At 63.8% G+C, this 23,442-nt stretch carries 26 protein-coding genes; 10 read left to right on the top strand and 16 right to left on the bottom strand.

The genetic code is table 11. The features are described 5' to 3' along the window. Positions 1 to 26: 26 nt before the first annotated feature. Both OUZ45_RS08915 and OUZ45_RS08910 read left to right on the top strand, forming a co-directional pair. On the top strand, positions 27 to 1,133 hold the full coding sequence (locus OUZ45_RS08915) for a sulfite exporter TauE/SafE family protein (RefSeq protein ID WP_266169594.1): 1,107 nt from the start codon (positions 27 to 29) through the stop codon (positions 1,131 to 1,133). Positions 1,134 to 1,154: 21 nt separating this feature from the next. Continuing rightward, a complete protein-coding gene (locus tag OUZ45_RS08910) occupies positions 1,155 to 1,634 on the top strand; it encodes a hypothetical protein (RefSeq protein WP_266169593.1) in 480 nt (159 codons plus the stop codon). Between the two features lie 149 nt (positions 1,635 to 1,783). Here the strand turns inward: OUZ45_RS08910 and OUZ45_RS08905 are convergent, their stop codons facing one another. Together OUZ45_RS08905 and OUZ45_RS08900 are read right to left on the bottom strand one after the other, a co-directional pair. After that, positions 1,784 to 2,269 (bottom strand): FKBP-type peptidyl-prolyl cis-trans isomerase, encoded by a 486-nt coding sequence (locus OUZ45_RS08905; protein WP_266169591.1) that lies wholly within the window; start codon positions 2,267 to 2,269, stop codon positions 1,784 to 1,786. A 344-nt stretch (positions 2,270 to 2,613) separates the two neighbouring features. Continuing rightward, on the bottom strand, positions 2,614 to 3,849 hold the full coding sequence (locus OUZ45_RS08900) for an MFS transporter (RefSeq protein ID WP_266169589.1): 1,236 nt from the start codon (positions 3,847 to 3,849) through the stop codon (positions 2,614 to 2,616). A 140-nt stretch (positions 3,850 to 3,989) separates the two neighbouring features. Between OUZ45_RS08900 and OUZ45_RS08895 the strand changes: the two genes are divergently transcribed. Both OUZ45_RS08895 and OUZ45_RS08890 read left to right on the top strand, forming a co-directional pair. Further along, positions 3,990 to 4,661, top strand: coding sequence for a class I SAM-dependent methyltransferase (locus OUZ45_RS08895; RefSeq protein ID WP_266169588.1), 672 nt, complete (start codon positions 3,990 to 3,992; stop codon positions 4,659 to 4,661). 132 nt (positions 4,662 to 4,793) lie between these two features. Continuing rightward, positions 4,794 to 6,113, top strand: a complete 1,320-nt coding sequence (locus OUZ45_RS08890; protein WP_266169587.1) for a DEAD/DEAH box helicase — start codon at positions 4,794 to 4,796, stop codon at positions 6,111 to 6,113. A gap of 52 nt (positions 6,114 to 6,165) precedes the next feature. On the opposite strand, the gene rimJ is transcribed toward OUZ45_RS08890, so the two are convergent. The 3 genes from rimJ to OUZ45_RS08875 all read right to left on the bottom strand — a co-directional run bounded on the left by rimJ (position 6,166) and on the right by OUZ45_RS08875 (position 8,420). Then, on the bottom strand, positions 6,166 to 6,720 hold the full coding sequence (gene rimJ, locus OUZ45_RS08885) for a ribosomal protein S5-alanine N-acetyltransferase (protein ID WP_266169586.1): 555 nt from the start codon (positions 6,718 to 6,720) through the stop codon (positions 6,166 to 6,168). Further along, the gene (gene fghA / locus OUZ45_RS08880; protein WP_266169584.1) at positions 6,717 to 7,565 is read right to left on the bottom strand and encodes an S-formylglutathione hydrolase; all 849 of its coding nucleotides are present in this window, start codon (positions 7,563 to 7,565) and stop codon (positions 6,717 to 6,719) included. Before fghA ends, rimJ begins: the two co-directional genes overlap by 4 nt. Positions 7,566 to 7,670: 105 nt before the next feature. Next, on the bottom strand, positions 7,671 to 8,420 hold the full coding sequence (locus tag OUZ45_RS08875) for an SDR family NAD(P)-dependent oxidoreductase (protein ID WP_266169583.1): 750 nt from the start codon (positions 8,418 to 8,420) through the stop codon (positions 7,671 to 7,673). A gap of 120 nt (positions 8,421 to 8,540) precedes the next feature. Between OUZ45_RS08875 and OUZ45_RS08870 the strand changes: the two genes are divergently transcribed. Next, positions 8,541 to 10,424, top strand: coding sequence for a DEAD/DEAH box helicase (locus tag OUZ45_RS08870; protein WP_266169582.1), 1,884 nt, complete (start codon positions 8,541 to 8,543; stop codon positions 10,422 to 10,424). A 147-nt stretch (positions 10,425 to 10,571) separates the two neighbouring features. Beyond that, positions 10,572 to 11,381 carry a dioxygenase family protein gene (locus OUZ45_RS08865; protein WP_266169581.1) on the top strand — a complete coding sequence of 270 codons (810 nt, stop codon included), beginning with the start codon at positions 10,572 to 10,574 and terminating at the stop codon, positions 11,379 to 11,381. Here OUZ45_RS08865 and OUZ45_RS08860 read toward each other — a convergent pair. Beyond that, positions 11,368 to 11,715, bottom strand: a complete 348-nt coding sequence (locus OUZ45_RS08860) for a cupredoxin domain-containing protein (protein WP_266169580.1) — start codon at positions 11,713 to 11,715, stop codon at positions 11,368 to 11,370. The two genes, OUZ45_RS08865 and OUZ45_RS08860, sit on opposite strands and share 14 nt — an antisense overlap. Next, the gene (locus tag OUZ45_RS08855) at positions 11,712 to 12,653 is read right to left on the bottom strand and encodes a metallophosphoesterase family protein (protein ID WP_266169579.1); all 942 of its coding nucleotides are present in this window, start codon (positions 12,651 to 12,653) and stop codon (positions 11,712 to 11,714) included. The genes OUZ45_RS08860 and OUZ45_RS08855 overlap by 4 nt, the downstream gene beginning before the upstream one ends. 160 nt (positions 12,654 to 12,813) lie before the next feature. On the opposite strand from OUZ45_RS08855, the gene OUZ45_RS08850 reads away from it, so the two are divergent. Next, on the top strand, positions 12,814 to 13,398 hold the full coding sequence (locus OUZ45_RS08850; protein ID WP_266169578.1) for a sigma-70 family RNA polymerase sigma factor: 585 nt from the start codon (positions 12,814 to 12,816) through the stop codon (positions 13,396 to 13,398). Continuing rightward, complete coding sequence (locus OUZ45_RS08845; protein ID WP_266169577.1) at positions 13,385 to 14,167, top strand: anti-sigma factor family protein; 783 nt, start codon at positions 13,385 to 13,387, stop codon at positions 14,165 to 14,167. The genes OUZ45_RS08850 and OUZ45_RS08845 overlap by 14 nt, the downstream gene beginning before the upstream one ends. 13 nt (positions 14,168 to 14,180) lie before the next feature. Here the strand turns inward: OUZ45_RS08845 and OUZ45_RS08840 are convergent, their stop codons facing one another. Further along, positions 14,181 to 14,567 (bottom strand): YkgJ family cysteine cluster protein, encoded by a 387-nt coding sequence (locus tag OUZ45_RS08840; RefSeq protein WP_266169576.1) that lies wholly within the window; start codon positions 14,565 to 14,567, stop codon positions 14,181 to 14,183. Positions 14,568 to 14,782: 215 nt separating this feature from the next. Between OUZ45_RS08840 and OUZ45_RS08835 the strand changes: the two genes are divergently transcribed. Beyond that, positions 14,783 to 15,178, top strand: a complete 396-nt coding sequence (locus OUZ45_RS08835; RefSeq protein WP_266169575.1) for an MAPEG family protein — start codon at positions 14,783 to 14,785, stop codon at positions 15,176 to 15,178. Between the two features lie 33 nt (positions 15,179 to 15,211). Here OUZ45_RS08835 and OUZ45_RS08830 read toward each other — a convergent pair whose 3' ends face one another. Beyond that, entirely contained in the window at positions 15,212 to 15,976 is a 765-nt protein-coding gene (locus OUZ45_RS08830; RefSeq protein WP_266169574.1) for a class I SAM-dependent methyltransferase, read from the bottom strand. A 97-nt stretch (positions 15,977 to 16,073) separates the two neighbouring features. Beyond that, complete coding sequence (locus OUZ45_RS08825; protein WP_266169573.1) at positions 16,074 to 17,627, bottom strand: TerC family protein; 1,554 nt, start codon at positions 17,625 to 17,627, stop codon at positions 16,074 to 16,076. A 375-nt stretch (positions 17,628 to 18,002) separates the two neighbouring features. Here OUZ45_RS08825 and OUZ45_RS08820 point away from each other — a divergent pair, with 375 nt between their 5' ends. Further along, the gene (locus OUZ45_RS08820; RefSeq protein ID WP_266169572.1) at positions 18,003 to 18,815 is read left to right on the top strand and encodes a CPBP family intramembrane glutamic endopeptidase; all 813 of its coding nucleotides are present in this window, start codon (positions 18,003 to 18,005) and stop codon (positions 18,813 to 18,815) included. Between the two features lie 42 nt (positions 18,816 to 18,857). On the opposite strand, the gene OUZ45_RS08815 is transcribed toward OUZ45_RS08820, so the two are convergent. From OUZ45_RS08815 to OUZ45_RS08790, 6 genes are all read right to left on the bottom strand, one after another. Beyond that, on the bottom strand, positions 18,858 to 19,424 hold the full coding sequence (locus OUZ45_RS08815) for a Maf family protein (protein WP_266169571.1): 567 nt from the start codon (positions 19,422 to 19,424) through the stop codon (positions 18,858 to 18,860). A gap of 59 nt (positions 19,425 to 19,483) precedes the next feature. After that, positions 19,484 to 19,933 (bottom strand): GNAT family N-acetyltransferase, encoded by a 450-nt coding sequence (locus tag OUZ45_RS08810; protein ID WP_266169570.1) that lies wholly within the window; start codon positions 19,931 to 19,933, stop codon positions 19,484 to 19,486. A 177-nt stretch (positions 19,934 to 20,110) separates the two neighbouring features. Next, entirely contained in the window at positions 20,111 to 20,581 is a 471-nt protein-coding gene (gene rlmH / locus OUZ45_RS08805; RefSeq protein ID WP_266169569.1) for a 23S rRNA (pseudouridine(1915)-N(3))-methyltransferase RlmH, read from the bottom strand. Between the two features lie 100 nt (positions 20,582 to 20,681). Continuing rightward, positions 20,682 to 21,071, bottom strand: a complete 390-nt coding sequence (rsfS, locus tag OUZ45_RS08800) for a ribosome silencing factor (protein WP_266169568.1) — start codon at positions 21,069 to 21,071, stop codon at positions 20,682 to 20,684. A gap of 124 nt (positions 21,072 to 21,195) precedes the next feature. After that, on the bottom strand, positions 21,196 to 22,266 hold the full coding sequence (locus OUZ45_RS08795; RefSeq protein ID WP_266169567.1) for an NAD(P)H-dependent flavin oxidoreductase: 1,071 nt from the start codon (positions 22,264 to 22,266) through the stop codon (positions 21,196 to 21,198). A gap of 367 nt (positions 22,267 to 22,633) precedes the next feature. Next, positions 22,634 to 22,999: a hypothetical protein gene (locus tag OUZ45_RS08790; protein WP_266169566.1), complete on the bottom strand. Its 366-nt coding sequence runs from the start codon at positions 22,997 to 22,999 to the stop codon at positions 22,634 to 22,636. Between the last annotated feature and the right edge of the window lie 443 nt (positions 23,000 to 23,442).

Below are 23,442 nucleotides of genomic sequence, written 5' to 3'. Positions count from 1 at the left end.
TGCACTGATCATCAGCGCGTGCACGGGTGGAAAACGGCGAGGTGCGTAGGTGGATATTGCGCCAGAGAGATCATTCGCTCTGGTGTGAAGGAATGGAGCCAATGCTAGTTACTTCTGTTGGGATATTCGCGCTCGCCTTTCTGGCATTCGGCATCAGCGCGTTGAGCGGCGGCGGTGCCGGTCTCTTGCTGATGCCCATGCTTGGACTGGCCTTGCCTTCACCCCAGGTGCCAGCGGCTTTGTCCATCGGCAGCGCGATCAGTTCAGGTTCGAGGCTCACGCTGTTTTTCCAATGTATCGATTGGAAGATCGTGCGCTGGTTCGTGCCCATCGCCATTCCTGCCGTGTGGCTGGGGGCGTGGCTGTTGAGCTACGCCAATCCTCTCTATCTGCAACTGGCGTTGAGCGTGTTCCTGTTGGCCAACCTGCCGCTGCTGCTTCGTCCCGATCAGGGCGATGCCGCGGCTGCCCGCAAGCCGGCAAGGTATGTGCTGATGCTGATCGGAGCCGCCGCGGGTTTCGTTTCAGGGCTGACGGGTGCAGTCGGACTGCTCTTCAATCGCTTCTACCTGCGTTATGGGCTGAGCAAGGAACAGGTCATTGCGACACGTGCCGCGAATGAAATCATTCTGCACGCGATCAAGGTGGTGCTGTACAGCTTGTTTGGCTTATTGACGCAAGCCTCCGTGCTCTATGGCCTGCTGATCGGACTGGCGGCGTTACTGGCGACGGGGGCTATCCGCAAGGTGCTGCCTTATCTGAGCGAGCATGTATTCAAACGGATCGGCTACGGCGCGATGGTGGTTTCCGGAGTAGTCATGCTTGGCCATGCGGGGAGCGGACTCGCCAGGCAGGAGGGTATTGCCATGCAGGCGGAGGCGAAACGGAATGGGCTGCACGGCAAGCTGCAGTGGCGAGATGCTGCGTTCTCGATGGAGTTCAAGTTCAGCGAAGGATTCGAAATCGAGCGCGTCGTTTCGATGAAGCAGCTGCCGCAGGACAAGCAGCAGCGAGCCATGTCCCTGAGCGAAGGGGCCGATGCCCTGATGCTCGAAGAGGTCCACGCTATCGGCAAACACTATTTCGAGGTGTACGTCTATAGAGATGGCGTGCTCACCAAACACAAGATCTGACGACTCGCTTTGGGGCATCCCATGTTCACAAACATCGCTTCGGCGCTCGGCGCCATCAGAACCGGCTCGGACATCGCCAAGGACATAGCTTCGGCGCATTCGCTCGATGAGGTGCAAGGCAAGGCAACCGATCTGTTCGATGCCATCGCAGAGATTCAACAGCAGTTGGCCGCGATGCAGATCGCCTATACCAGCCTGCTCGAAGAGCGCGATGCGCTGGATAGGGAGGTGACCGAGATGAAGCTGGCAACGCTCGATCGCCAGCACTACACCTTGTATGCCTTGCCGCTGGGCGGCCTGGTATATCGCTCCAAGACAGCGAACGACCAAGCGGATGCTGCGCACGACCTGTGCGTACATTGCTATGACCAGGGCGCCAAGTCGGTACTGCAGCCCAATGGCGCGTACCTGATATGCCCAACCTGCAAGTCGAAGCTACGCGCGAAGGGCGGCGCATCGCCTGCAGCGAAACGGGGTGGGGTGTGCAATTGGTCGCTGTAGCCACGCCATCGTTTGGCCACAGCACCGAGTGCGCTCATCACGAGAAGTCAGACGACCCAGCTTGCACCTCCTAGCAAGTACACCCTGCCGGGCGCACTAAAAAAAACGGCGCCCATAGGCGCCGTTTTTGTTTCCGACGAGTGGAGCGCTCAGTGCGCTTCGGCACCCGGCGGATGCGCGTGGCCGTGCTGGATCTCTTCCTCGGTGCCGTCGCGTACTTCGTTGATGGTCACGTCGAACTTCAGCGACTTGCCGGCCATCGGGTGGTTCAGATCCACGTCAACGGTGGACATGCCGACCTTGTGCACCACCACCACGCGGTGACCGCCCTCCTTCAGCGCCAGCACCGTGGTCATGCCCGGCTTGAGCTTGGCGGCCTGCTGGAAGTACTTCTTCGGCACGCGCTGGACCATACCTTCCTGGCGCTCGCCATAGCCTTCGGCTGGTGACACGTCCACCTGCAGGTTCTCACCCTCGCCGTGGTCTTCCAGCGCCTTCTCCAGGCCAGGAATCAGCTGGCCATGGCCCAGCAGCACCCAAAGCGGCTCGTTGCGATCGAGCGAGCTCTCTACCTTCTCGCCGTCCACCGTGAGGGTGTAGTGCAGCGAGATGACCTTGTCCTTGCCAGCCTTCATTTGCCTGTCTCGTGATGTGTACAAAGCGGAGATTCTAACAGCACGCCTTAGGGATGCTCTGATCGATTCAACGCAGGCGGCATGATGCCCAGAAGGCTCGCGGCGCGTGTTGCGTGGCGCAGGGAAGGCTGGCCGCCTTGGCAAGCCGCGCCACACGCACCGCGAGCCTTCTGGGCATCACCCCGTCTTTTAGCATCCACATGTGGGGGCCGCCGTGTCAGCTCGCCTGTGGCCCGGGCGTCGGCGAAGGCAGACTTGGCTGTCTGTCGAGGTGGCGCCCGGGCCACAGGCGAGCTGACACAGCGGTGACGCCTACGTTGAATCGATCAGAGCATCCCTAATGGTCACTCGGCCCCGGGCTTCCCGAAGCCCACCCCGCGCGCCTCCGGCCCCAGCCAGACCAGCAAAGCCAGCAGCAACGCGATGCCGGCGATCCAGGTACTCATGGCGAAGGCCAGGTCGCCGCCACGCCAGGAGGCGATCAGGTTCTGCGCATTGGCCGTATAGGCCGCCAGCAGGTTGCCCAGCTGATAGGCCACGCCCGGCAGGGTGCCACGCACGGCGTCCGGCGAAAGCTCGTTGAGGTGGGTGGGCACCACGCCCCAGGCGCCCTGCACCATCACCTGGATCAGAAACGCGCCGACGGCGAGCCACAGCATGGAGCCGCCATACATCCATAGCGGGATCACCGGAATGGCCAGCAACGCGGCGGTCATCATGGCCCGGCGCCGGCCGATCCGCTCGGACAGCGAACCGAAGAACAGGCCGCCCACCATCGCTCCCAGGTTGAGCATGGCGACCAGCACGAAAGCCGCGCCCGAACCGCTGGGCAGATGCAGATTCACTTCCTCGAAGGTGTGGTACAGATCCTGCGAGCCGTGGCTGAACATGTTGAAGGCGGCCATCAGCAGGGTCAGGTAGATCGCCAGCTTCCAGTGCCCGCGCATTTCCTCGAACAGGCCGCGCTTCTTGCGCTCTGCCTGTCCGGCCTGCCAAACCGGCGACTCCGGCACGCTGCGACGGATATAGATCACCAGCAGCGCCGGCAAGGCGCCCACGATGAACAAGCCGCGCCAACCGATATGGTCGACCAACAGCCAGTTGACCAGCGCGCCGAGGAAGAAGCCGCAGGGGTAGCCGCTCTGCAACAAGCCGGAAACCAGGCCGCGCGCCTTCGGCGGAATCGACTCCATCGCCAGCGACGCACCCAGCCCCCACTCGCCGCCCATCGCCACGCCGAACAGAAAACGCAGCACCAGAAACACGCTGAGCGAAGGCGCGAACGCGGTTGCCAGTTCGAACAGCGAGAACAGAATCACGTCCAACATCAGGATCGGGCGGCGGCCGTAGCGGTCGGCCAGACGTCCAAACAGCAACGCGCCCAGCGGCCTCGCCGCCAAGGTGAGAAACAGGCCGTAGATCACCTCGCTCTTGTCCGCGCCGAATTCCTTCGACACGGCCACGATCACGAACGTGAGCAGGAAGTAATCGAACGCATCCAACGTCCAGCCGAGAAAGCTCGCCAGCACGGTGTGGCGTTGGGTGGAGTCGAGTTCCCGCAGGGGCGCAAGCAACGACATCGAGGATTCCAAATGGCTGGCAGCAAGCGGCACACGAAACACCATCGAACGCCGATGTGCAAGGTCGCGTCGCGATCGGTGCGTGTGGCGTCTCCATGCCGCCAGCGCTAGGCTGCAGGCATGCCCTGCAGGCCCCGAGGATGATGGACCGTATCTCCCAACGCCTGTCCCGCCAGCGCATTGCCCACTTCTACGACGGCTGGCTTCAGCGCAGCTACGTGCATGGCAAACTCGCCTCCGATCCGGTCTACGCTGCCACCGCTGAAGCCATCGACGGCACAGCGCTGCCCCTGCTCGACATCGGCTGCGGTATCGGGCTGCTCGGTCTCTACCTGCACACGCGAGGCACGCTGCCGCGGTACCTCGGCCTGGATCACGATGAGCGGAAGATCGACGCCGGCATGATCGCCGTGCGCCGCGCCGGGCTTGAACGCGTGATGGAGCTTCGCACAGCCGACGCGGCAGCCATGCCTCCGGTCCAGGGCCACGTCGCCTTGCTCGACATGCTGCATTACCTGCCGCAGGAAGCGCAGCAGTCGCTGCTGGAGGCCAGCGTGCAACATTTGGCTCCCGCGGGCGTGCTGGTGATCCGCAGCGTGTTGCTCGATTCGAGCTGGCGCTTCCACGCCACCCGCGCCGAGGAAGTCTGGCTGCGCCTGAGCAGACGCATCCGCGGCGGTGCGCAGCATTACCCCAAAGCAGCGGAACTGCGCCGGCCGCTGGAGGCGGCCGGCTTGTCGGTCACCATCGAGCCGTTGTTCGGAAGCACGCCATTCAACAGTTATTTGATCGTGGCGCGACGAAGAAACTGAACCGCCATACCGAGGATTCGTAAGAGTGGGCCGGTTTCGGCTATACTCGCCGGCGCGGCACCTGCCGCCCCTCCCCCTACTGAATACTGCAACGCGGTTCGAAGAACGCTCCGGGTTGCTCTAGGAGCTTCCATGTCTTTCGAATCGCTGGGCCTTGCGCCCGCGTTGTTGCGTGCGCTTGCCGAACAAGGCTACGCCAACCCCACTCCCATCCAGGCCGGCGCTATTCCGTTAGTGCTGGAAGGCCACGATCTGCTGGCCGCCGCGCAAACCGGCACCGGCAAGACCGCCGCCTTCGCCCTGCCGCTGCTACAGAAACTCTCCAGCGGCCGCGAAACCCAGACCCGCCGTCCGCGCGCACTGATACTCACCCCGACGCGCGAACTGGCCGCCCAGGTCAACGACAACCTGCGCGACTACGGCAAGCACCTGCGCGTGAGCACCACCACCATCTTCGGTGGCGTGAGCATGGGCCCGCAGATGCAGGCCCTGCGCCGCGGTGTGGACGTGGTGATCGCCACCCCGGGCCGGCTGATCGACCACATGCAGCAGCGTTCGGTGGATCTCTCCGGCGTGGAAGTGCTGGTGCTGGACGAAGCCGACCGCATGCTGGACATGGGCTTCCTGCCCGCGCTCAAGCGCATCCTCAGCGCGTTGCCGCGCCAGCGCCAGACCCTGCTGTTCTCCGCCACGTTCGCACCGCCGATCAAGGCGCTAGCCATGCAGTTCATGCATGAGCCGCGCGAGGTTTCGGTGACACCGCCCAACACGGTGGCGACCACGGTGAGCCATCACGTGCACCCGGTGGACGCGGCGAACAAGCGCGACCTGCTGCTACATGTGCTGTCGCAAGACAGCCGCCGCCAGACCCTGGTGTTCAGCCGCACCAAGCACGGCGCCGACAAGCTGGTGCGCTTCCTGGAAGTCGGCGGCCTGCGCGCCGCCGCCATCCACGGCAACAAGAGCCAGAACGCCCGCACTCGTGCGCTGAGCGACTTCAAGACCGGCCGCGTCACTGTGCTGGTCGCCACCGATATCGCCGCGCGCGGCATCGACATCGACCAACTGCCCATCGTGATCAACTTCGACCTGCCGATGGTCGCCGAAGATTACGTGCACCGCATCGGCCGTACGGGTCGTGCGGGTGCCGAAGGCCTGGCCGTGTCGCTGGTCAGCCACGATGAGTCCGGCCTGCTGCGCGACATCCGTCGCCTGCTAAAGCAGGAGATCGCGATCACCGAAGTGCCCGGTTACGAGCCCTCGCACCCGCTGCGCCTGGATGCTGGCGCACCGCGCCCGGTGCAGGGCCAGCGCCAGCAGCAGCGCCCGGCACGCCCCGCACCGTCGCATCGTCCGCATGGTCATGCGCAGCAGCAGGGCAACGGCGAGCGCGCCAGCGAAGGCAACCGCAAGCGCCGTCCGCGTCGCCGGAATCCTGCCGCAAAGGCGTGACGTCTGCCGCGTCGGTTGAATAACGCCAACCCTCTCCCCTAGCGGGAGAGGATTACCACATCGATGGCTTGATAAGCGCAGTCAGCACGTGGTCTTTCCACGTGCCTGCAATCTGCAGATAGCGCTTCGCGTACCCCTCCCGCTCGAAACCCAGCCCCTGCAACAGCCGCGCACTCCGCTCGTTACGCGGCATGTAGTTCGCCATCACCCGGTGCAGGCTGAGCCCGTCGAACGCCCAATCCAGTCCGGCCACCAGCGCCTCCCGCATGATCCCTTGCCCCTGCCAGCGCGCGGCGATGCCGTAGCCGAGATGGCACGCCTGAAAGGCGCCACGCACGACATTCGCCAGGTTGAAGGTGGCAAGCACTTCGCTCTCGTCGGCATCGAACACCAGGAAGGGGTAGCCGCGATCCAGCTGCACTACGTCGCGTACGGCGACGATGGATTGCACGCAGTGATCGAGCGTCTCATAACGCTCGTCGTGCAACGGCTCCCATGGCGCAAAATGCTCCCGATTCTCCGCCCGGTAACGCAGCAAGGCAGGCGCATCCGCTTCGACCGCATGACGAATGATCGTGCGCGCCGTCTCGAATCGAGTCGCAATCATCCGACACCTAACGCCTGCGCGTGATGCCGCAAATGATCGTCGATGAAACTGGCGATGAAGTAGTAACTGTGGTCGTAGCCCACATGCCGGCGCAGTTGCAGCGACTGTCCTGACTCGGCGCAAGCCTGATCGAACAACTCCGGCCGCAGCTGTTCGATCAGAAACTTATCAGCCTCGCCCTGATCAATCAGGATCGTGCCTGGGAACGTCTGGCGACGCACCAATTCACACGCGTCATAAGCAGCCCACGCCTCGGCATCGTTGCCCAGATAACGCGGCAAGGCTTTCTGCCCCCACGGCACCTGGCTCGGCGCCACGATCGGCGCGAAAGCCGACACCGAGCGATAGCGCTGCGGATGCTTCAAGGCGATGGTGAGCGCGCCATGTCCGCCCATCGAATGACCGCAGATGCCGCTGTGTGCACGGTCGATCGGAAAATGCTCCGCCAGCAAGGCAGGCAACTCGTCCACGATGTAGCTGTGCATGCGGAAGCGCGTCGACCATGGCGCTTCAGTAGCCTCCACATAGAAGCCCGCGCCTTCGCCGAACTCCCAGTCACCCGTGGCGCCGTCGATGCCGGTCTGGCGCGGGCTCGTGTCCGGCATCACCAGAATCAGGCCAAGCTCGGCCGCCAAACGTTGCGCGCCGGCCTTTATCGTCGCGGTTTCCTCGGTGGCGGTCAGCCCGGCGAGGAAATACAACACCGGGCAAGGCCTGCTCGCTGCCTGTGGCGGCTGGTAGACGGCGAAGCGCATCGCCCCGCCGCAGGCCGTCGACTCATGCCGATAGAAACCCTGCACACCACCAAAGCAACCCTGCTCGGAGATCGTTTCGACCACAGTCATGTTGATCCTTCATGCACGCCAATCAGACGGCGATGATACTCACCGTTCAAACCTCGCCGCTCAAACCTCGCCGTCCAAACCATCCCTGCAAATCAGCGCTGCAAATTATCGTTCCTGGTCAGTAGGACGCAGCAGCACTTCGTTGATGCACACGTGCGATGGCCGGGTGACGCAGAACAAGATGGTGTCCGCGATGTCCTCGGGCAACAGCTGACGCATTTCAGCAACGCGTGCCTCCACCGCCTGCCTGGCTCCAGCATGGCCAATGTGCTCTCGCAATTCGGTCGCCACCATCCCCGGCTCGATCACGCTCACGCGAACGTTGTCCTTGTACACCTCGCGGCGCAGCGACTCGGAGAAACCGACCACACCGAACTTGGTCGCCGCATAGGCTGCCGCGTTCGGATTGGCGACGCGACCCGCCACTGACGAAATGTTCACGATGTGCCCCTCGCGACGCGCGCGCATACCGGCCAATGCCGCCTGGCTCGCGGCGATCAGGCTGAGCACGTTGAGTTCGAGCATCTGCCGCCAGCGCCCCAGATCGGCCTCGGCTACCGGCTCCAGATACATCACGCCAGCGTTGTTGATCAGGATATCCAGCCGGCCAAAATGCGCTTCCGTCTCCGCCACGATGCGCTGAGCCTCGGTTTCGGAGACCAGATCCGCCGTAAGGATTAACGGTTCGGCGCCAAGCGGAGCCAACCGCTCGGCCAATGCTTCGAGGCGATCGCGCCGACGGGCGGCGATGGCGACACGCGCGCCAGCTTCCGCCAACGCCAGCGCAGTGGCCTCGCCAATGCCCGAAGAAGCTCCGGTAACCAGGGCGACGCGGCCGGTCAGACGCTTTTGCATACGAATTCCTTGAAATAGTTGAAGGTTTAGCTGTACGGAAGCTCGGCCAAGGCCAGTCAGGCTGCTACAATAGCGACCATTCTCCTGCATGCCCTCGTGCATGCCATGTCGAGGTTCCCCATGTCCTCCCCGTCTACGGATTCCACACCGGCAGCCGCTGGTTTTGCTGCGCTTGGACTTCACTCCGAGGTGCTGCGCGTTCTGGCCGATGTCGGCTATGAATCGCCGTCGCCGATCCAGGCCGCCACTATTCCACCGCTGCTGCAAGGCCGCGACGTACTCGGCCAGGCGCAGACCGGCACCGGCAAGACCGCTGCCTTCGCGCTGCCGATCCTCTCGCGCCTCGAACTGAGGCCCGGCAAACCGCAGGCGTTGGTGCTGGCGCCCACGCGCGAATTGGCCATCCAGGTGGCCGAAGCGTTCCAGCGCTACGCCGCCCATATGCCCGGCCTGCAGGTACTGCCGATCTACGGCGGCCAGAGCTACGGCCCGCAGCTGCACTCGCTCAAGCGCGGCGTGCATATCGTGGTCGGCACACCCGGTCGCGTGATCGACCATCTGGATCGCGGCACGCTGGACCTCTCCGAGCTGAAATTCCTCGTGCTCGACGAAGCCGATGAAATGCTACGCATGGGCTTCATCGACGACGTGGAAAAAGTGCTGCAGGCCACACCGCCGCAGCGCCAGGTTGCGCTGTTCTCGGCCACCATGCCTACGCCGATCCGCAAGATCGCGCAGCATCATTTGAAAGATCCGGTCGAGGTGACGATCAAGTCGTCCACCACGACGGCTGCCAACATTCGCCAGCGTTACTGGTTCGTCAGCGGCTTGCATAAGCTGGACGCGATGACCCGCATCCTGGAAGCCGAGCCGTTCGACGCGATGATCATCTTCGCGCGTACCAAGCAGGCCACCGAAGAACTCGCCGAGAAGTTGCAGGCGCGCGGCCTCGCCGCCGCCGCGATCAACGGCGACATCGCGCAGCCGCAGCGCGAGCGCGTGATCCAGCAGCTGAAGGACGGCAAGCTCGACATCCTGGTCGCCACCGACGTGGCCGCGCGCGGCCTCGACGTGGAGCGCATCAGCCACGTGATGAACTACGACATCCCGTACGACACGGAAAGCTATGTGCACCGCATCGGCCGCACCGGCCGTGCCGGCCGCAGCGGCGAAGCGATTTTGTTCGTCACGCCGCGCGAGAAGGGCATGCTGCGCGCCATCGAGCGCGCCACGCGCCAGCCCATCGAAGAGATGAAGCTGCCCACCGTCGAAGCGGTGAACGACCAGCGCATCAACAAGTTCAAGCAGCGCATCAGCGACACGCTGGCGGTCGGCGAACTGGCATTTTTCCAGCAGCTGATCGAGCAGTACGAACAGGAACACAACGTGCCGGCGATCGAGATCGCCTCCGCGCTGGCGCGCATCGCGCAGGGCGAGCAGCCGCTGCTGCTGACGCCGCCGCCGAAGCGCGAGTTCGCCCCGCGCGAACGCGATGATCGCCGTCCATCCGAGCGTGACGGCCGCGACCGTGATGGCCGTGACAGTCATGATCGCGGCGCACGCGAGCACAAGCCGCGCGAGCGCGAAAGCGCACCTCGCGAGTTCGGTACGCGCCCGGCGGCGCGTCCGCACCACACCGAGGAAGGCAAACGCACCTACCGCATCGAAGTCGGCCACGAGCACGGCGTAAAGCCGGGCAACATCATTGGCGCCATCGCCAATGAAGCCGGCCTGGAAAGCGGCTTCATCGGCCGCCTCAGCATTCGCGGCGAGTACAGCCTGATCGACCTGCCCGACGGCATGCCGGCGGAAGTGTTCGAACACCTGAAGAAGGTGTGGGTGAGCCAGCAGCAGCTGCGCATCAAAGAGTGGGACGGCAACGACAGCGGCGCTGGTGAGGCTCCACCGCGCAAGCCAGGCGGCTTCCGTCCGGGTGGTGGCGGTTTCAAAGGCAAGCCGCGTCCACATGGCGCTGGCGGCGGCAAACCGTTCAAGAAGCGCTGAATATATGGAACCTTGAACAGGTTCTAAGCACAGCTTGCCCGATCGTTTCGATCGGGCAACGCATCGTTCCCGGCAGGCACACACTCGCGGCGCTGAAAACTTCCGCGCACCCCATACTCTAGTGGCGGCCCTTCTGAGGTAACCGCCATGCCTGCCCTGCCAAGCCTGTACATCTCCCACGGCTCACCGATGACCGCACTGCATCCCGGTCAGGTGGGCGTGCGTCTGGCAGAGTTGGCGCAGGCGCTGCCGCGCCCGAAGGCCATCGTGATCGCTTCCGCGCACTGGCTTGCCCGCCAGCCGTCGGTAGGCGGTGCCGCACGGCCGGAAACCATCCACGACTTCCATGGCTTTCCGCGGGAGCTGTACGACATCCACTACCCCGCACCCGGCGCACCGGCGCTCGCCGCGCAGGTGGTCGAACTGTTGGACAAAGCCGGCCTGCCGACCATGCTGGACCCCGAGCAGGGTCTGGACCACGGCGCCTGGGTGCCGCTGCGCCTGCTCTATCCCAACGCTGACATTCCGGTGGTGCCATTGTCGATCCAGCCCAAGCTGGGCCCGGAGCATCAGTACATCGTCGGCCGCGCTCTTGCGTCGCTGCGCGAGGAAGGCGTGCTGGTGATCGGCTCCGGCAGCATCACCCACAACCTGCACGACTTCCGTCTCGGCTACAGCGAACAGAACGAGGCGCCGTACGTGCGCCCGTTCATTGACTGGATCGAGCAGAAGCTCAAAGCCAGCGACACAGCCGCCCTGCTCGACTACCGCCGCCAGGCGCCGTTCGCCCAGCGCGCGCACCCCACCGACGAGCACCTGTTGCCGCTGTACGTCGCGCTTGGCGCCGCGGGCGAACAAGCCACGGCGCAGCGCATCGATGCGGGCGTCGACCTAGGCTTCCTGGCGATGGACATCTATCGTTTCGACGACGCAGCCATTGCATCTACTGCACGATGATGCTGCCGACCATCATCGGGTGGATCGAACAGAAGTAAGCGTACGTGCCGGGCTTGGAAAACGTCACGGCATAACTGTCGCTGGTGTCCAGTGCATGCGAGGAAGTAAACAACGCGCCGGCGCTGACGATCACGTGCGGCTCGTCGTCCCGATTGGTCCACACCACGCGAGTGCCCACCGGTACGGTGAGCGTCTTCGGGGCAAACGCGAAGTTGCGTATGTCGATCTGCGAGGTGTGTGCCGTGGCAGCGGCGCTTGCCGCCAGCGCCGGTTGCACACAGCTGGCAGCCACGCACATCACGCCCAGTAACCATCTACTTGCCGTGATCTTCATGTCAGCACCTCGTCGGTCACCGCCAACACCTGCTTGCCCTGCACGTGGCGCACATCGCGAATACCGAGGTAGTGGTGCAACGCGCCGGGCGGCAGGTCTTTCATGGGCCCCGGCCCTGGCCCCACCCCGGGTGCCGGCTGCGGGTAGGCGGTCGAGCGTGCGGTGTAGAAGGTGATATTCCCTTCCACCTTCTGCTGGATCTGGTGAATATGCCCATTGAGCACACTGACCGAACCGAAGCGGCGCAGATACGTCATAGCCTCCGCACTGTCGTCCGTGCCCCAGCCCCACGATGGATACAGCGGCCACAACGGCATATGCGCGAACACCACCAGCGGCGTCTCGGCGGATAGCGATGCAAGGTCCTTCTTCAACCACGCCAGCTGCTCCGCACCCAAGGAGCCCAATCCGCCGGCTTTCAGGTTGAGCACATTGATCAAGCCGACGAAGTGCACGCCATGGTGGTCGAAGCTGTACCAGCCGCCCGCCTGTTGGCGCTCGCCGAAGCGGCGGAAGAATTCGGCCCCGTTGTCGCCGATCACGTCATGCTCGCCCGGCACGTAAAACACGCGGCTTGTACGCGCTTCGCGCATCAGCCCGGATAGCGTGTCGAATTCCTCAGGCTTCGACAGATGGGTGAGATCGCCGGTGTGCAGCAGAAAATCCGGACGTGTCGATTGCGCGTTCACCTGGGCCAGCGAAGCGCGCAGCGTTTCCGCCACATCCATGTTCGGCGCCTTGTGAAAGCCGATGTGCGAATCGCTGATCTGCACAAAGCTGAAGCTTGCATCTTTCGCCGACGCCACCGCGCCATCACCCAACGACTGCGCGTGCAACACGCCGCCTTTCATCAGCCAGAGGGTGCCGGCTCCGGCCCAGGCCATGCATTTCAAAAACTGACGGCGGCCAGAGATTTCGTTGTCGTGTTCATTTTGCATGATCGATCACTCCGCGGAATGCATGCGGCCGCATGGCGGCCATGGGAATCGGGCCCCGTCAGCGGGATACCCTTCCTCATGCATTACCGATCGACCATGCGCCCTATTCCGCCATCCTCGTACTGGGAATAAAGTCGCCCCGATCGAGGTAACCCTTCTTATGCCAACCGAAGCGTCCATCCCGCCAGGAAGTTCGAACGCCGTCATAGGCGCGCGCTTCGAAGCGTTGGTGCTGCCGTACCTGGATGCGGCCTACAACCTCGCGCGCTGGCTCGCTCGCGACGAAGCGGATGCCCAGGACGTGGTGCAGGAGGCCATGCTTCGCGCCTTGCGCTATTTCGACAGCTTTCGCGGTGGCGATGCGCGAGTCTGGCTGCTGGCTATCGTCCGCAATACCTATTACACGCTGCGTATGAAAACACCGCCCGACAACCTCCGCGATTCGCTGGACGACGCAGCCCATCCGCTGATCGACCAGCATCCATCGCCGGAAGCACTGGCCTTGCTGGCCGTGGATGTAGGCTCGCTCCAGCTCGCCCTGGAACGCCTGCCGCATCCGCTGCGCGAGGTCATCGTGCTGCGCGAACTGGAGGAGTGTTCATACAAGGAGATCGCTTCGATCACCGGACAGAAGATCGGCACGGTCATGTCGCGACTGGCGCGTGCGCGCGAGCGCCTTAAAACCGAACTGACCCACCATCCAACCCATCTCACAAGGGAGGCTCGCCGCCATGACGTGCGATGACGCCAAGCTGCTCCTGCACGCCTACCTGGACGACGAGCTGGATGCCGCGCAGAGCGCAAGCATGGACAGGCACCTCCAGGAGTGCACGGCGTGTGCCGCCAGCTACGGTGACCACACCCGGCTGCGCAAAGCGCTGGCACAACCGGAGTTGTACCGCCGTACGCCGGATGCCTTGCGCGAACGCTGGGTTCGGAACCCACCAGACGTCCCTGCGACTGTGGCATACAAGCCGCGTCGCGCCCCGCTCGCTTTGGCCATGGCGGCCGGTTTTGCGGGCGCCCTGCTGCTTACCAGTCCGGCCTGGATCGCCACCCTGCGCCCACACGGACCGGACCAGACTCTGCTGGCTGGTGAGGCCATCTCAGGCCATCTCCGCTCGCTGCAGCCCCAGCACCTGATGGACGTGATTTCGACCGATCAGCACACCGTGAAGCCCTGGTTCGAGGGCAAGCTCGATTTCGCACCACGGGTGAAGGATTTGGCCAGTGAGGGTTTCCCTTTGGCCGGCGGGCGTCTCGATGCCATCGGCGGGCACACCGTTGCGGCGCTGGTCTACAAGCGTCGCCTGCACGTGGTCAACTTGTATCAATGGCCGGCGGATACCGCCGAAGCGCCGCAGGCGGTATCGCAACAACACGGTTATACCGTCATCGGCTGGACCACCGGCGGCATGCGCTATCTGGCCGTTTCCGACGTCAACGAAGGCGAACTGCGGCAATTCGTGCTGGCTTTCCAAAACGATACCGGCACGCCGGCTGCACCACGTTAATCACTACCACCGCTCAGGCGTTTTGCGACAACGGCGGCGTGTTTGAACCCGAAGGGTCGAACCAATCTTCTGGCGTCAGCGGTTCAAGCCCATAGGCCATGCGCGCCTTGTCGCATTGTGGGTTGGGCGTACCGAACTCCCAAGCAGGCGTCACCTCGCGGCACACCGAAGGCCGCCGGTCATAGATCCTGCAAGCGGTGGACTCACCCACTCGCCCCTGCAGAGCCACGCAATGTGGCCGCGGAGCCTGCGTACCACGCATCGCCAAGCGGTGAGGATCCAACGGCTCAGTCAACTCCGTAGGCACCATGCCGCCCACGAACATCTCCGCCTCGGACCAGTGGAAGGCGACACGAAAATGCGCGCAGCACGCGCCGCAGCGCAAGCAGGGATGAGCCATGAGACCAACGAGAGCGCACCCCCTGGCGCGCAGCAGGCGGATTGTAGAAACCTGATCGCGGTCTTTGAAGCCCCACGGCCAAACCGCAGCGCTTCGGCTCTTACGCCTTGGGTATAAGCGGCCAGGTCAAGAAAACCCATCGATTGCCGCAAACACAGAACACATCCCTCAGCACCGCCCGCTAGAGTAGGCCACCTTTCAGCGAGACCTTCCGCATGTCACAGCATCTCCCCGCCCTGGTCGTTCTGCTTGCCGTCGCGTTGCAGTTCGGCACGGCCTTTGCCGTGGGTCGCGCCCGCGTGCGGTGTGCCATCAAGGCACCCGCCACCAACGGTCACCCAGACTTCGAGCGGGCCTTCCGCGTGCAGATGAACACGCTGGAATCTGTACTTATGTTCCTGCCTTCGCTGTGGCTGGCAGTCCAATACGGGTCCGCGCTGTGGGCCGGTGTCGCCGGTTTGGTGTGGGTGATGGGCCGCACCTGGTACGCACTGGGCTACCTGAAAGAGGCCCGCAAGCGTGAAGGTGGCTTTCTGCTCGGCTCGATCGGCTGGTTGGTCACGCTGGCGATCGGCGTTATCGGCCTGGCACGGGCGATGTTCGTGGGCTAAACACGTCAGTGCATGACTGTTGCGGTATCGCCTTCAACCGGGCGATACCGCGCTCAATACCCACACGCGATGCGGTACTTGCATCGGATCTGGATGCCGGCGAGCCAGTACGTCCGCCAGCTCGGTATCGAAACGCGCCACGGCAGCGGGATCGAGCGAAGCACCTACGCCAGCGCTCGCGCGTATGCGGCCGCGCCAGTCTTCATGGGTATAGGGCACGCCCAGGTCGAATGAGAAGGTACGCAGGTCGTCGAAGCCGGCTTCGCGCACGTCCTTGAGCCAGGCCGGATAGAGACCGGTGCCGTCACTCATCGACCAGGCTGGGTTGTGAGCCCGGATCAAGCGTTCGGTGTCCTCAACCATATTGCCGGCCAACGGCAACCAGTCGAAATGGGCGATCACCAGCCGCCCGCCAGGTCGCAGCCAGCGCAGCGCAAGCGCGGCCGCCCGTGGACGATCAAACCAGTGCCAGCACTGACCCGCGGTGATCAGATCGAAACTGCCGGAGGGAAATTCCGCCGCCTCCACTGTCGACTGCACCTGCAGCACCTGTACGCCCGCCGCACGATCCAGCTCGGCGGCCTGGGCCAGCAGCGCCGCTGAAGGATCCAGTCCGGTCACCATGCAGCCACGCAGCGCCAGACCGCGCGCCACCGTACCGGTACCCGTGCCGAGATCCAGCGCCGGCTGCCCCGCCTGCGCCAGGCCATCGGCGAAGATCCGTTGAAAGAATGCCTCGGGGAAACCGACGCGATGCTTGGCGTAGTCGCCCGCGGTCTTGCCGAAATCGATCTGCATGATCTGCCTTATAGCTAGGGATGCTCTGATCTATTCAACGTAGGCGAGCTGACACTGCGGAGACGTCTGCGTTGAATAGATCAGAGCATCCCTGGCTTCAGTCCGCAGGCGTGACTTTCAAGCGCTCGATGCGTGCGCCATCCATCGCTACCACTTCGAAATGCAGCCCTTCGCTGGTGAGGCGGTCGCTCACGCCAGGCAATCTGCCCAGCTGCTCCAGCACATAGCCGGCCAGGGTGGAGAAGCTGCCGTCGCTGGTGAGCTGACGATCGAGCAGGTGCTCGACGCGGCGCAGATCCAAGCTGCCATCCAGCAGCCATGCGCCGTCGCTTTCCTGCACCGCGGAAGGATCGCCGCTTTCCTCATCCGGGAATTCGCCCGCAATCACTTCCAACACGTCCGTCGGCGTGACCAGGCCCAGCACGCTGCCGTATTCGTCGACAACCAGCGCCACCTGCAACGACGAGCGACGGAAGGCGTCGATCAGGCGCAGCACGCTCAGCGATTCCAGCACGGTCATCGGCTTGCGCACCACGTTGTCCACGTCGATGCGGCCATGCTCCACCAAGCTGACGAGCAGATCGCGCGACGAAGCCACGCCAATCAGCTGGTCCAGGTCGTCGCCGGCCACCGGTAGCCACTGATGCGTGGAAGAAGCGACTTCCACGCGCAACAGCTCGGCACTCTCGCGCGGATCGACCCAGCGGATCTCTGGACGTGGCGTCATGATGGAACGCACCGGACGGTGCGCCAGATCCAGCACGCCTTGCACCATCGATAGCTCGTCCTTGCCGAACACCGCCATGCCGGCTTCCGAGGCGGTCGAGGTGGTCTTGGGCGCATCCTCCTCCTCTTCGCCGCCGGTACCGAGGAGACGGAGCACGGCGCGCGCGGTGCGGTCGCGAAGATTGCGCGAACTGCTGAACAGACTGCGCTGGCGGTTGCGGCGCATGGTCTGGTTGAACACTTCGATCATGATCGAGAAACCGATCGCGGCGTATAGGTAACCCTTCGGGATATGGAAGCCCAAACCCTCAGCGACCAGGCTGAAGCCGATCATCAACAGGAACGACAAGCACAGGATCACCACCGTCGGCCGCGCGTTGACGAAGGCGGTGAGCGGTTTACTGGCGCTGATCATCAGCACCATCGCGACCACGACGCCGATCATCATGATCGAGAGCTGGTCGACCATGCCCACCGCGGTAATCACCGAATCGAGCGAGAACACCGCGTCGAGCACCACGATCTGCGTGACGACCAGCCAGAAGCGTGCGTGCGCCCGGTTGCCTGCCTCGTGCCCATCGCCGGCCTCCAGCCGCTCGTGCAATTCAAGGGTGGCCTTGAATAGCAGGAACACACCGCCGAACAACAGGATGATGTCGCGCCAGGACAGCGAGAAGCCCTGCCAGGTAACGATCGGCGCAGTGAGTTTCACCAGCCAGGAGATCGCGCCGAGCAACAGCAGGCGCATCACCAGCGCCATCGCCAGGCCCATCATGCGGGCCTTGTCGCGCTGATGCGCCGGCAGCTTGTCGGCGAGGATCGCGATGAAAACGAGATTGTCGATGCCGAGCACGATCTCCAGCACCACAAGGGTGAGAAGACCTGCCCAGGCCGTGGGGTCAGCTAGCCAGTCGAGAGCGAACATGAGACGGCGCCTTGGCGCCAGCTTCCTCCTTGGAAAACCCGGCCACTATACAGGCAGGGCTCGGGGATGTTCTGAGCCCGTCTACGCAGCCGTCACCGGCTCTGACATTTTGAATTTGGATGACAGGGTGATGTGTGGGAGGCCCGCAGGCTGCGGCCCACGTCTAGCCAAGGCAGCCAGCCTTGCCGTCGCCGTGCGCCACACCCTGCGAACCTCCCACACATCATGACGGCTGCGTAGACGGGCTCAGAGCATCCCTACGACCATGACGAAGGGCAGGATTGCGCATGCGCGATGGTGGCGGCTAGCGTGTAAGCCGTCGGGAGATGGGCGCGCCGTTGCCCCCGGCGAACCCGCCCTCCAGGATGTAGCCCGATGGAAGCACCGCGCTTTGACCCCATCTTCACACCGTCCGCACTGACGCCGCCGCGCCTGCCGACACTATGGGCGGCCTTGGGCTTGATCGTGCTGTACTTCGCACTGCAGTTTGTCGTCGGTTCCGTGGCGGGATTGGTCATCGGCCTCGTCGTTGGTTTCCGTCATGGGGCTCAGGGCGGCAACGTGATGACGCAGATGCATGCCTTGCTCACACAGCCCGACGTCAATGCGCTGATGGTGATCCTCACCCTGCTGGTAGCCGCTGGCCTGACCATCCATCTCACCCGCCGCCTGTGGCCATCGCTATGGCCGCTGGCCATGCCGCCGGGCTTTGGCTTCGCACCCGCACGGCAACCGGCGTTCTACGCGATCGCCGCGTTGCTCGGTCTGATACTGCCGTTCATTGGCGGCCTGCTCACCCAATGGCTCGCGCAGGGTCACGAAGTCAGCCAGGACATCAAGCAGCTCGGCGCCATGGCTTCGCCGGCGCTGCGCATTCCGCTTGCGCTACTGGTGATGACCGTGGGGCCGCTGGTGGAGGAACTGCTGTTCCGTGGCGTGCTGCTTTCCTCGGCCATGCGCCATGTGCCGGCGGGCATCGCGTCCGCCATCACCGCCCTGCTGTTCGCCTGCGTCCACCTGCCGGACCTGGGCTTCCTCTGGTACGCCCTCCCCAACCTGCTGTTGCTGGGCCTGGTGTTGGCATGGCTGCGGGTTCAATCCGGATCGATCTGGCCGGCCGTGATTGCGCACAGCGTCAACAATGCGCTGGCGGTAGTGTCGTGGTTCGTGCTGGTTCCACCAGGCTGAGCCATGTAGGAGCGCACCTTGTGCGCGACACAGTCACGCGATTCAGCCCGGCGCAATACCGAAGCTGCGCAACAACCGTGCGGTCTCGAACACCGGCAGCCCCATCACGCCGGTGAAGCTGCCTTCCAGATGTTCGATCAGCGTCGCACCGCGCCCCTGGATCGCATAGGCACCCGCACGGCCGAACGGCTCGCCACTGGCGACATAGGCGGCGATGTCCTCGTCGCTCAACGCGGCGAAACGCACGCGCGACACGCAGGTCTCACTCTCCGCACGATCACCTTGCACCGCCCACACCACCGAAATCGTCTCGTGCGTGCGCCCGGAAAGACGACGCAGCATGGCGGTGGCGTCAGCGGCATCGGCCGGCTTGCCAAATACCTCGTCGTCCAGCACCACCTCGGTATCCGCGCTCAATACCACCGCGCCATTCGCCAACCCCGCTCTGCCGGCTTGCGCCTTGTCGCGTGCTACGCGGCTGACATAGTCGATAGGCGACTCGCCCACGGCGCGCTGCTCCGGCACATCCACATCGACAGGCGTGAATGCGATGCCGATCTGTTCAAGCAGCTGACGCCGACGCGGCGACTGCGAAGCGAGGTAGAGCATGAATCGAGCTTCCTTGGAATGAGAAGATGCGTCGCGCGATATTCGCGAGATATCACGAATCAGAGCGCCAGGTTGTACTCGCGAAACTCTTCTTCAAGCACCCAGCCCATCGACTCATACAGACGCTGCGCCGCCAGATTGTCGTGCGCCGTGGACAACGACAGACCCGAAACACCCATCGCGTGACCATGCTCCGCCGCCGCCTCGAGCAACGCAGCCGCCACGCCGAGACGCCGCGCTTCCGGCACGACAAACATGTCGTTGAGCAGATACTTACGCGTAGCACGCACCGAAGAGAACAACGGATAGAGCTGGGTAAACCCAATACCCTGCCCCTGTTCGTCCAGCGCCAGCAAAATCACCGATTCAGCATGCTGAAACCGCTCGGCGATAAAACGGCGCGCCAGCGCAAGGTCCGAAGGCTGCTTGTAGAACTGGCGATACGCATCGAACAGCGGCGCAATGATATCGAGATCGTGGATCGTGGCATGGCGCACGGTGAAGGACATGGATGGCTCAGTCATTGGGGAAATTGCCCGAGAGCATAGCGAAGGCGAAGCCAGGTGCAACGAATCGTTCGAGTACATGCAACGCCCGCCGCAGGCGAGCCAGGTCGCGACAACGCGAACATCGAAGCGGCAACGCCACTGGGCCCCGGCCTACGCCGGGGTGACGAATGGAACGCACTACGCCCGATGATACGGATGCCCCGCCAGCAATGTCGTCGCCCGATACAACTGCTCCGCCAACACCAACCGCACCAACATATGCGGCAAGGTCAGCGGCCCCAGCGACCAACGCTGGTCCGCGCGCGCCAGCACCTCCGGCGCATGCCCGTCCGGGCCGCCAATCAGGAACGCAAGATCACGCCCAGCCATGCGCCACTTGGCCAGTTGCTCCGCGAGATCCTCGCTGGACCAGGTCTTGCCGCGTCCATCCAGCGCAACCACATGGATGTCGCGTGGCAAGGCCGCGAGAATCGCGCCCCCTTCATCCTGGATCGCGCGGGCGTCATCGCGCCCCTTGCCACGTGCACCGGGCTTGAGCTCAATCAACTCCAGCGGCAACTCATACGAGAGCCGCTTGCGGTACTCGGCAAAGCCCTCGGCGACCCACGCGGGCATGCGTTCACCAACGGCGATCAGGCGTGCGCGCATTCGGGGATAAGGAACAATGGGATAAAAAATAGAGAGCGAAAAAAATTCGGCGCGCGCATCGAACGATGTCGCGCAACAGTCGTCGCACGCCAGCGGGCGATCAGCCCGCGCTGACGGCTTCGTTTTCGGCTTCGCAGTCGCCCACAGTCCACAGCCGCTCCAGGCCATAGAACTCGCGGATGCGTGGCAGCATCACATGGACGATCACGTCGCCCAGATCCACCAGCACCCACTCGGCTTCCCGCTCGCCTTCCACGCCGAGCGGCATCACGCCCGCCTTCTTGGCGAACTTGACGACTTCGTCGGCAATGGATTTGACGTGGCGCGCGGAAGTGCCGGAAGCGATGACCAGCAGATCGGCAATGGAGGTTTTGCCGCGGACGTCGATTTCACGAACATCCTTGGCTTTCAGTTCGTCCAGCGCGTTGATCACGTGCTGGCGGAGGGCATCGGCGTTGACCGACTTGTTGCGTAGGGAGGTCTGACTCAAGTGCGTTTGCCTCGATGCGGGATCGATACGCGGGATAGCGCGGTCGCAGTATAACGCCCCCACCTGAAAGCCGCGTCAAACCATGGCCTGGAGCCTGTCCTCCTAGTCCGCATGGCTATCTGGACTAGGAGGATAGGTTCTTGCGCGCCTCGGCGTACTCCGCCATCAACACCGCCACCAGCTCGGCCGCCGGCAGGGCACGCACCATGCCAGCGCCCTGTCCGCACCATTCAGAGAGCAAATCACCGCGCCCCGCCGCCGCGGCAGCCCTGCGTAATGGGGCGGTCAGCGCGTTGGTCAGGGGATAGGCCGGCAAGGCGGCTTCAAAAGGTTGCATGGCCTCCACATAGCGGTTGCGCAGGCCGCGCGCGGCCCTCCCGGAGAAACTGCGGACGGTGGTGACCTGATGCTCCGCGGCCAGGGGCAGATCGCGTTTCCAGGCCTCGGCGGCGCTGCACTCCGGACAAGCCAGGAAGGCCGTGCCGAGCTGACTGGCCGCCGCGCCCAAGACTTCCGCCGCCAGCATGCCGCGGCCATCCATGATGCCTCCGGCGGCGATCACCGGGATGCCCACCGCGCGCACCGTCAGCGGCAGCAGGGCGAACAGGCCAATCAACGCTTCCTCCGGCTCATGCAGGAAGCTGCCGCGATGCCCGCCAGCCTCCGCGCCTTGCATGCTGATTGCATCCGCGCCGAGCTCTGCCCAAGCGCGTGCCTCGTCCACGGTGGTGGCCGTACCAATTACGGTGATGTCGAGCCGCTTGAGCTGCTGCATCTGCGCTGGCGTGAGCAAGTCGAAGGCAAAGCTCGCTACCGCGGGCTGCGCCTCGCACAAGGCAGCGAACTGGCCGGCGAAAGACGGGGCCCAGCGCTCGGGCAAGCTGGTACGCACGGCCAGGCCCTCACGCTCCATCAGCACGTCCAGATGTCTTCGTGCCGAAGCCACGGCAGCGGCGTCGACATCAAACGTCTCAGGCAACACGAATAGGTTGATTGCGAAAGGCCGGTCGCTCAACGAGCGCACCTGCGCGGCCTGTTCGAGGATGGCTTGCGGCTCGAGGTAACCCGCGCCCAGCGAACCCAGACCGCCGGCATTCGACACGGCTGCCACCAATGCCGGCGTGGTAGAGCCGGACATCGGCGCCTGAATCAGGGGGTGTGCGATGCCAAGCCGGGTGAGCCACTTGGAAGCCATGGTGTTTCTCCGCAGCAAAACGGAGGCATTAGAGCCTGTTCAAAGTCTCCGCGTAGCTCGCGTTGATCCACAGAGCGCGCCAGGTGGTGGGGCGTGGCGCAGCGCCTGACTGGCTGTCAGGCCAAGCCGCGCACCGCCGCATGGCGCGCTCTGTGGATCAACCCTCCGGGCCGGGTCTGTTTGCCCGCATGGCGGCGTCATCGCTCGGTTGTGTACGGACGTACACGCCCTCACTCTTCCTTGCCCTGCGTGCAAACAGATCCCGGCGCGAGCCACGCGGAGACTTTGAACAGGCTCTAACACCACGAGAAACAAAACGACCCTCCCCGTCACCAGGGAGGGTCGCGCGAAAGCCAATGCGAAGAGATCAGCCGCCGCTGGCCGGCGTGGTTGCCGGCGTTTCGGTCGCGGCCTTCTTCGGGTGCTTCTTGTGTTGCTTGTGCTTGGACGCGCCGGCAGTGCCTTCCTTCGACTCGGACTTCATCGTCGATTCGGACTTCATCGACGTGTCGGATTTCATGGTGTCCTTCGTCGTGGACTTCATCGCATCCTTGCTGGTGTCCTGCGCGGACTTCATGGCGTCCTTGCTGGTGTCTTGCGCGGATTTCATCGTGTCCTTGGTGGCATCCTTTGCTGCCTGGCCAGCAGCGCCGGCGTCCTGCGCCATCGTCTGGCTTGCGCCGAAGCCGAGCGCGATAGAAAGGGCGAGTACGGCGTAACGGGAAACTTTCATGGGTACGTTCTCCTGAATCGGTTGAGGTAACCGTGCGGTGATAGCCGCACTTCCATGGAGCTGCCGACGCATCCCCTCCCGAGCTGCATCAGCGATACCGGCACCGGCTCAACACCGGATACGGTCACGCCACATCAAGCCTGCTTGCCCGATGCGCAACGGTTCGTCCCTGGGCCCGCGAAACCCTTCGATGGCGCGATGTCTTGCGCTATCGACAGGGATTAAGCGTATACCTGCGCCTGTGACACACAACGGGTCCGCGCCTTCACCGTTCAGCATCAATATCGCCTCGTCCACTGCCGCCACGCCGAATGCTGCAATAGCACAACCGCAAAACGAGGCCCAAGGAGACCTTTGGCCCATCATTACTGAGTGCAAGGCCATGAAAATGCCGCTCAGCCTTCAATTCACGCTGCGACGCACCACGTTCCTCAGGAAGATTT

This window comes from Dyella subtropica, assembly GCF_026283965.1.
Lineage (GTDB): Bacteria > Pseudomonadota > Gammaproteobacteria > Xanthomonadales > Rhodanobacteraceae > Dyella_D > Dyella_D subtropica.
Note: the sequence above shows the minus strand (reverse complement) of the source record. Positions and strands in the feature narration are given on the sequence as shown.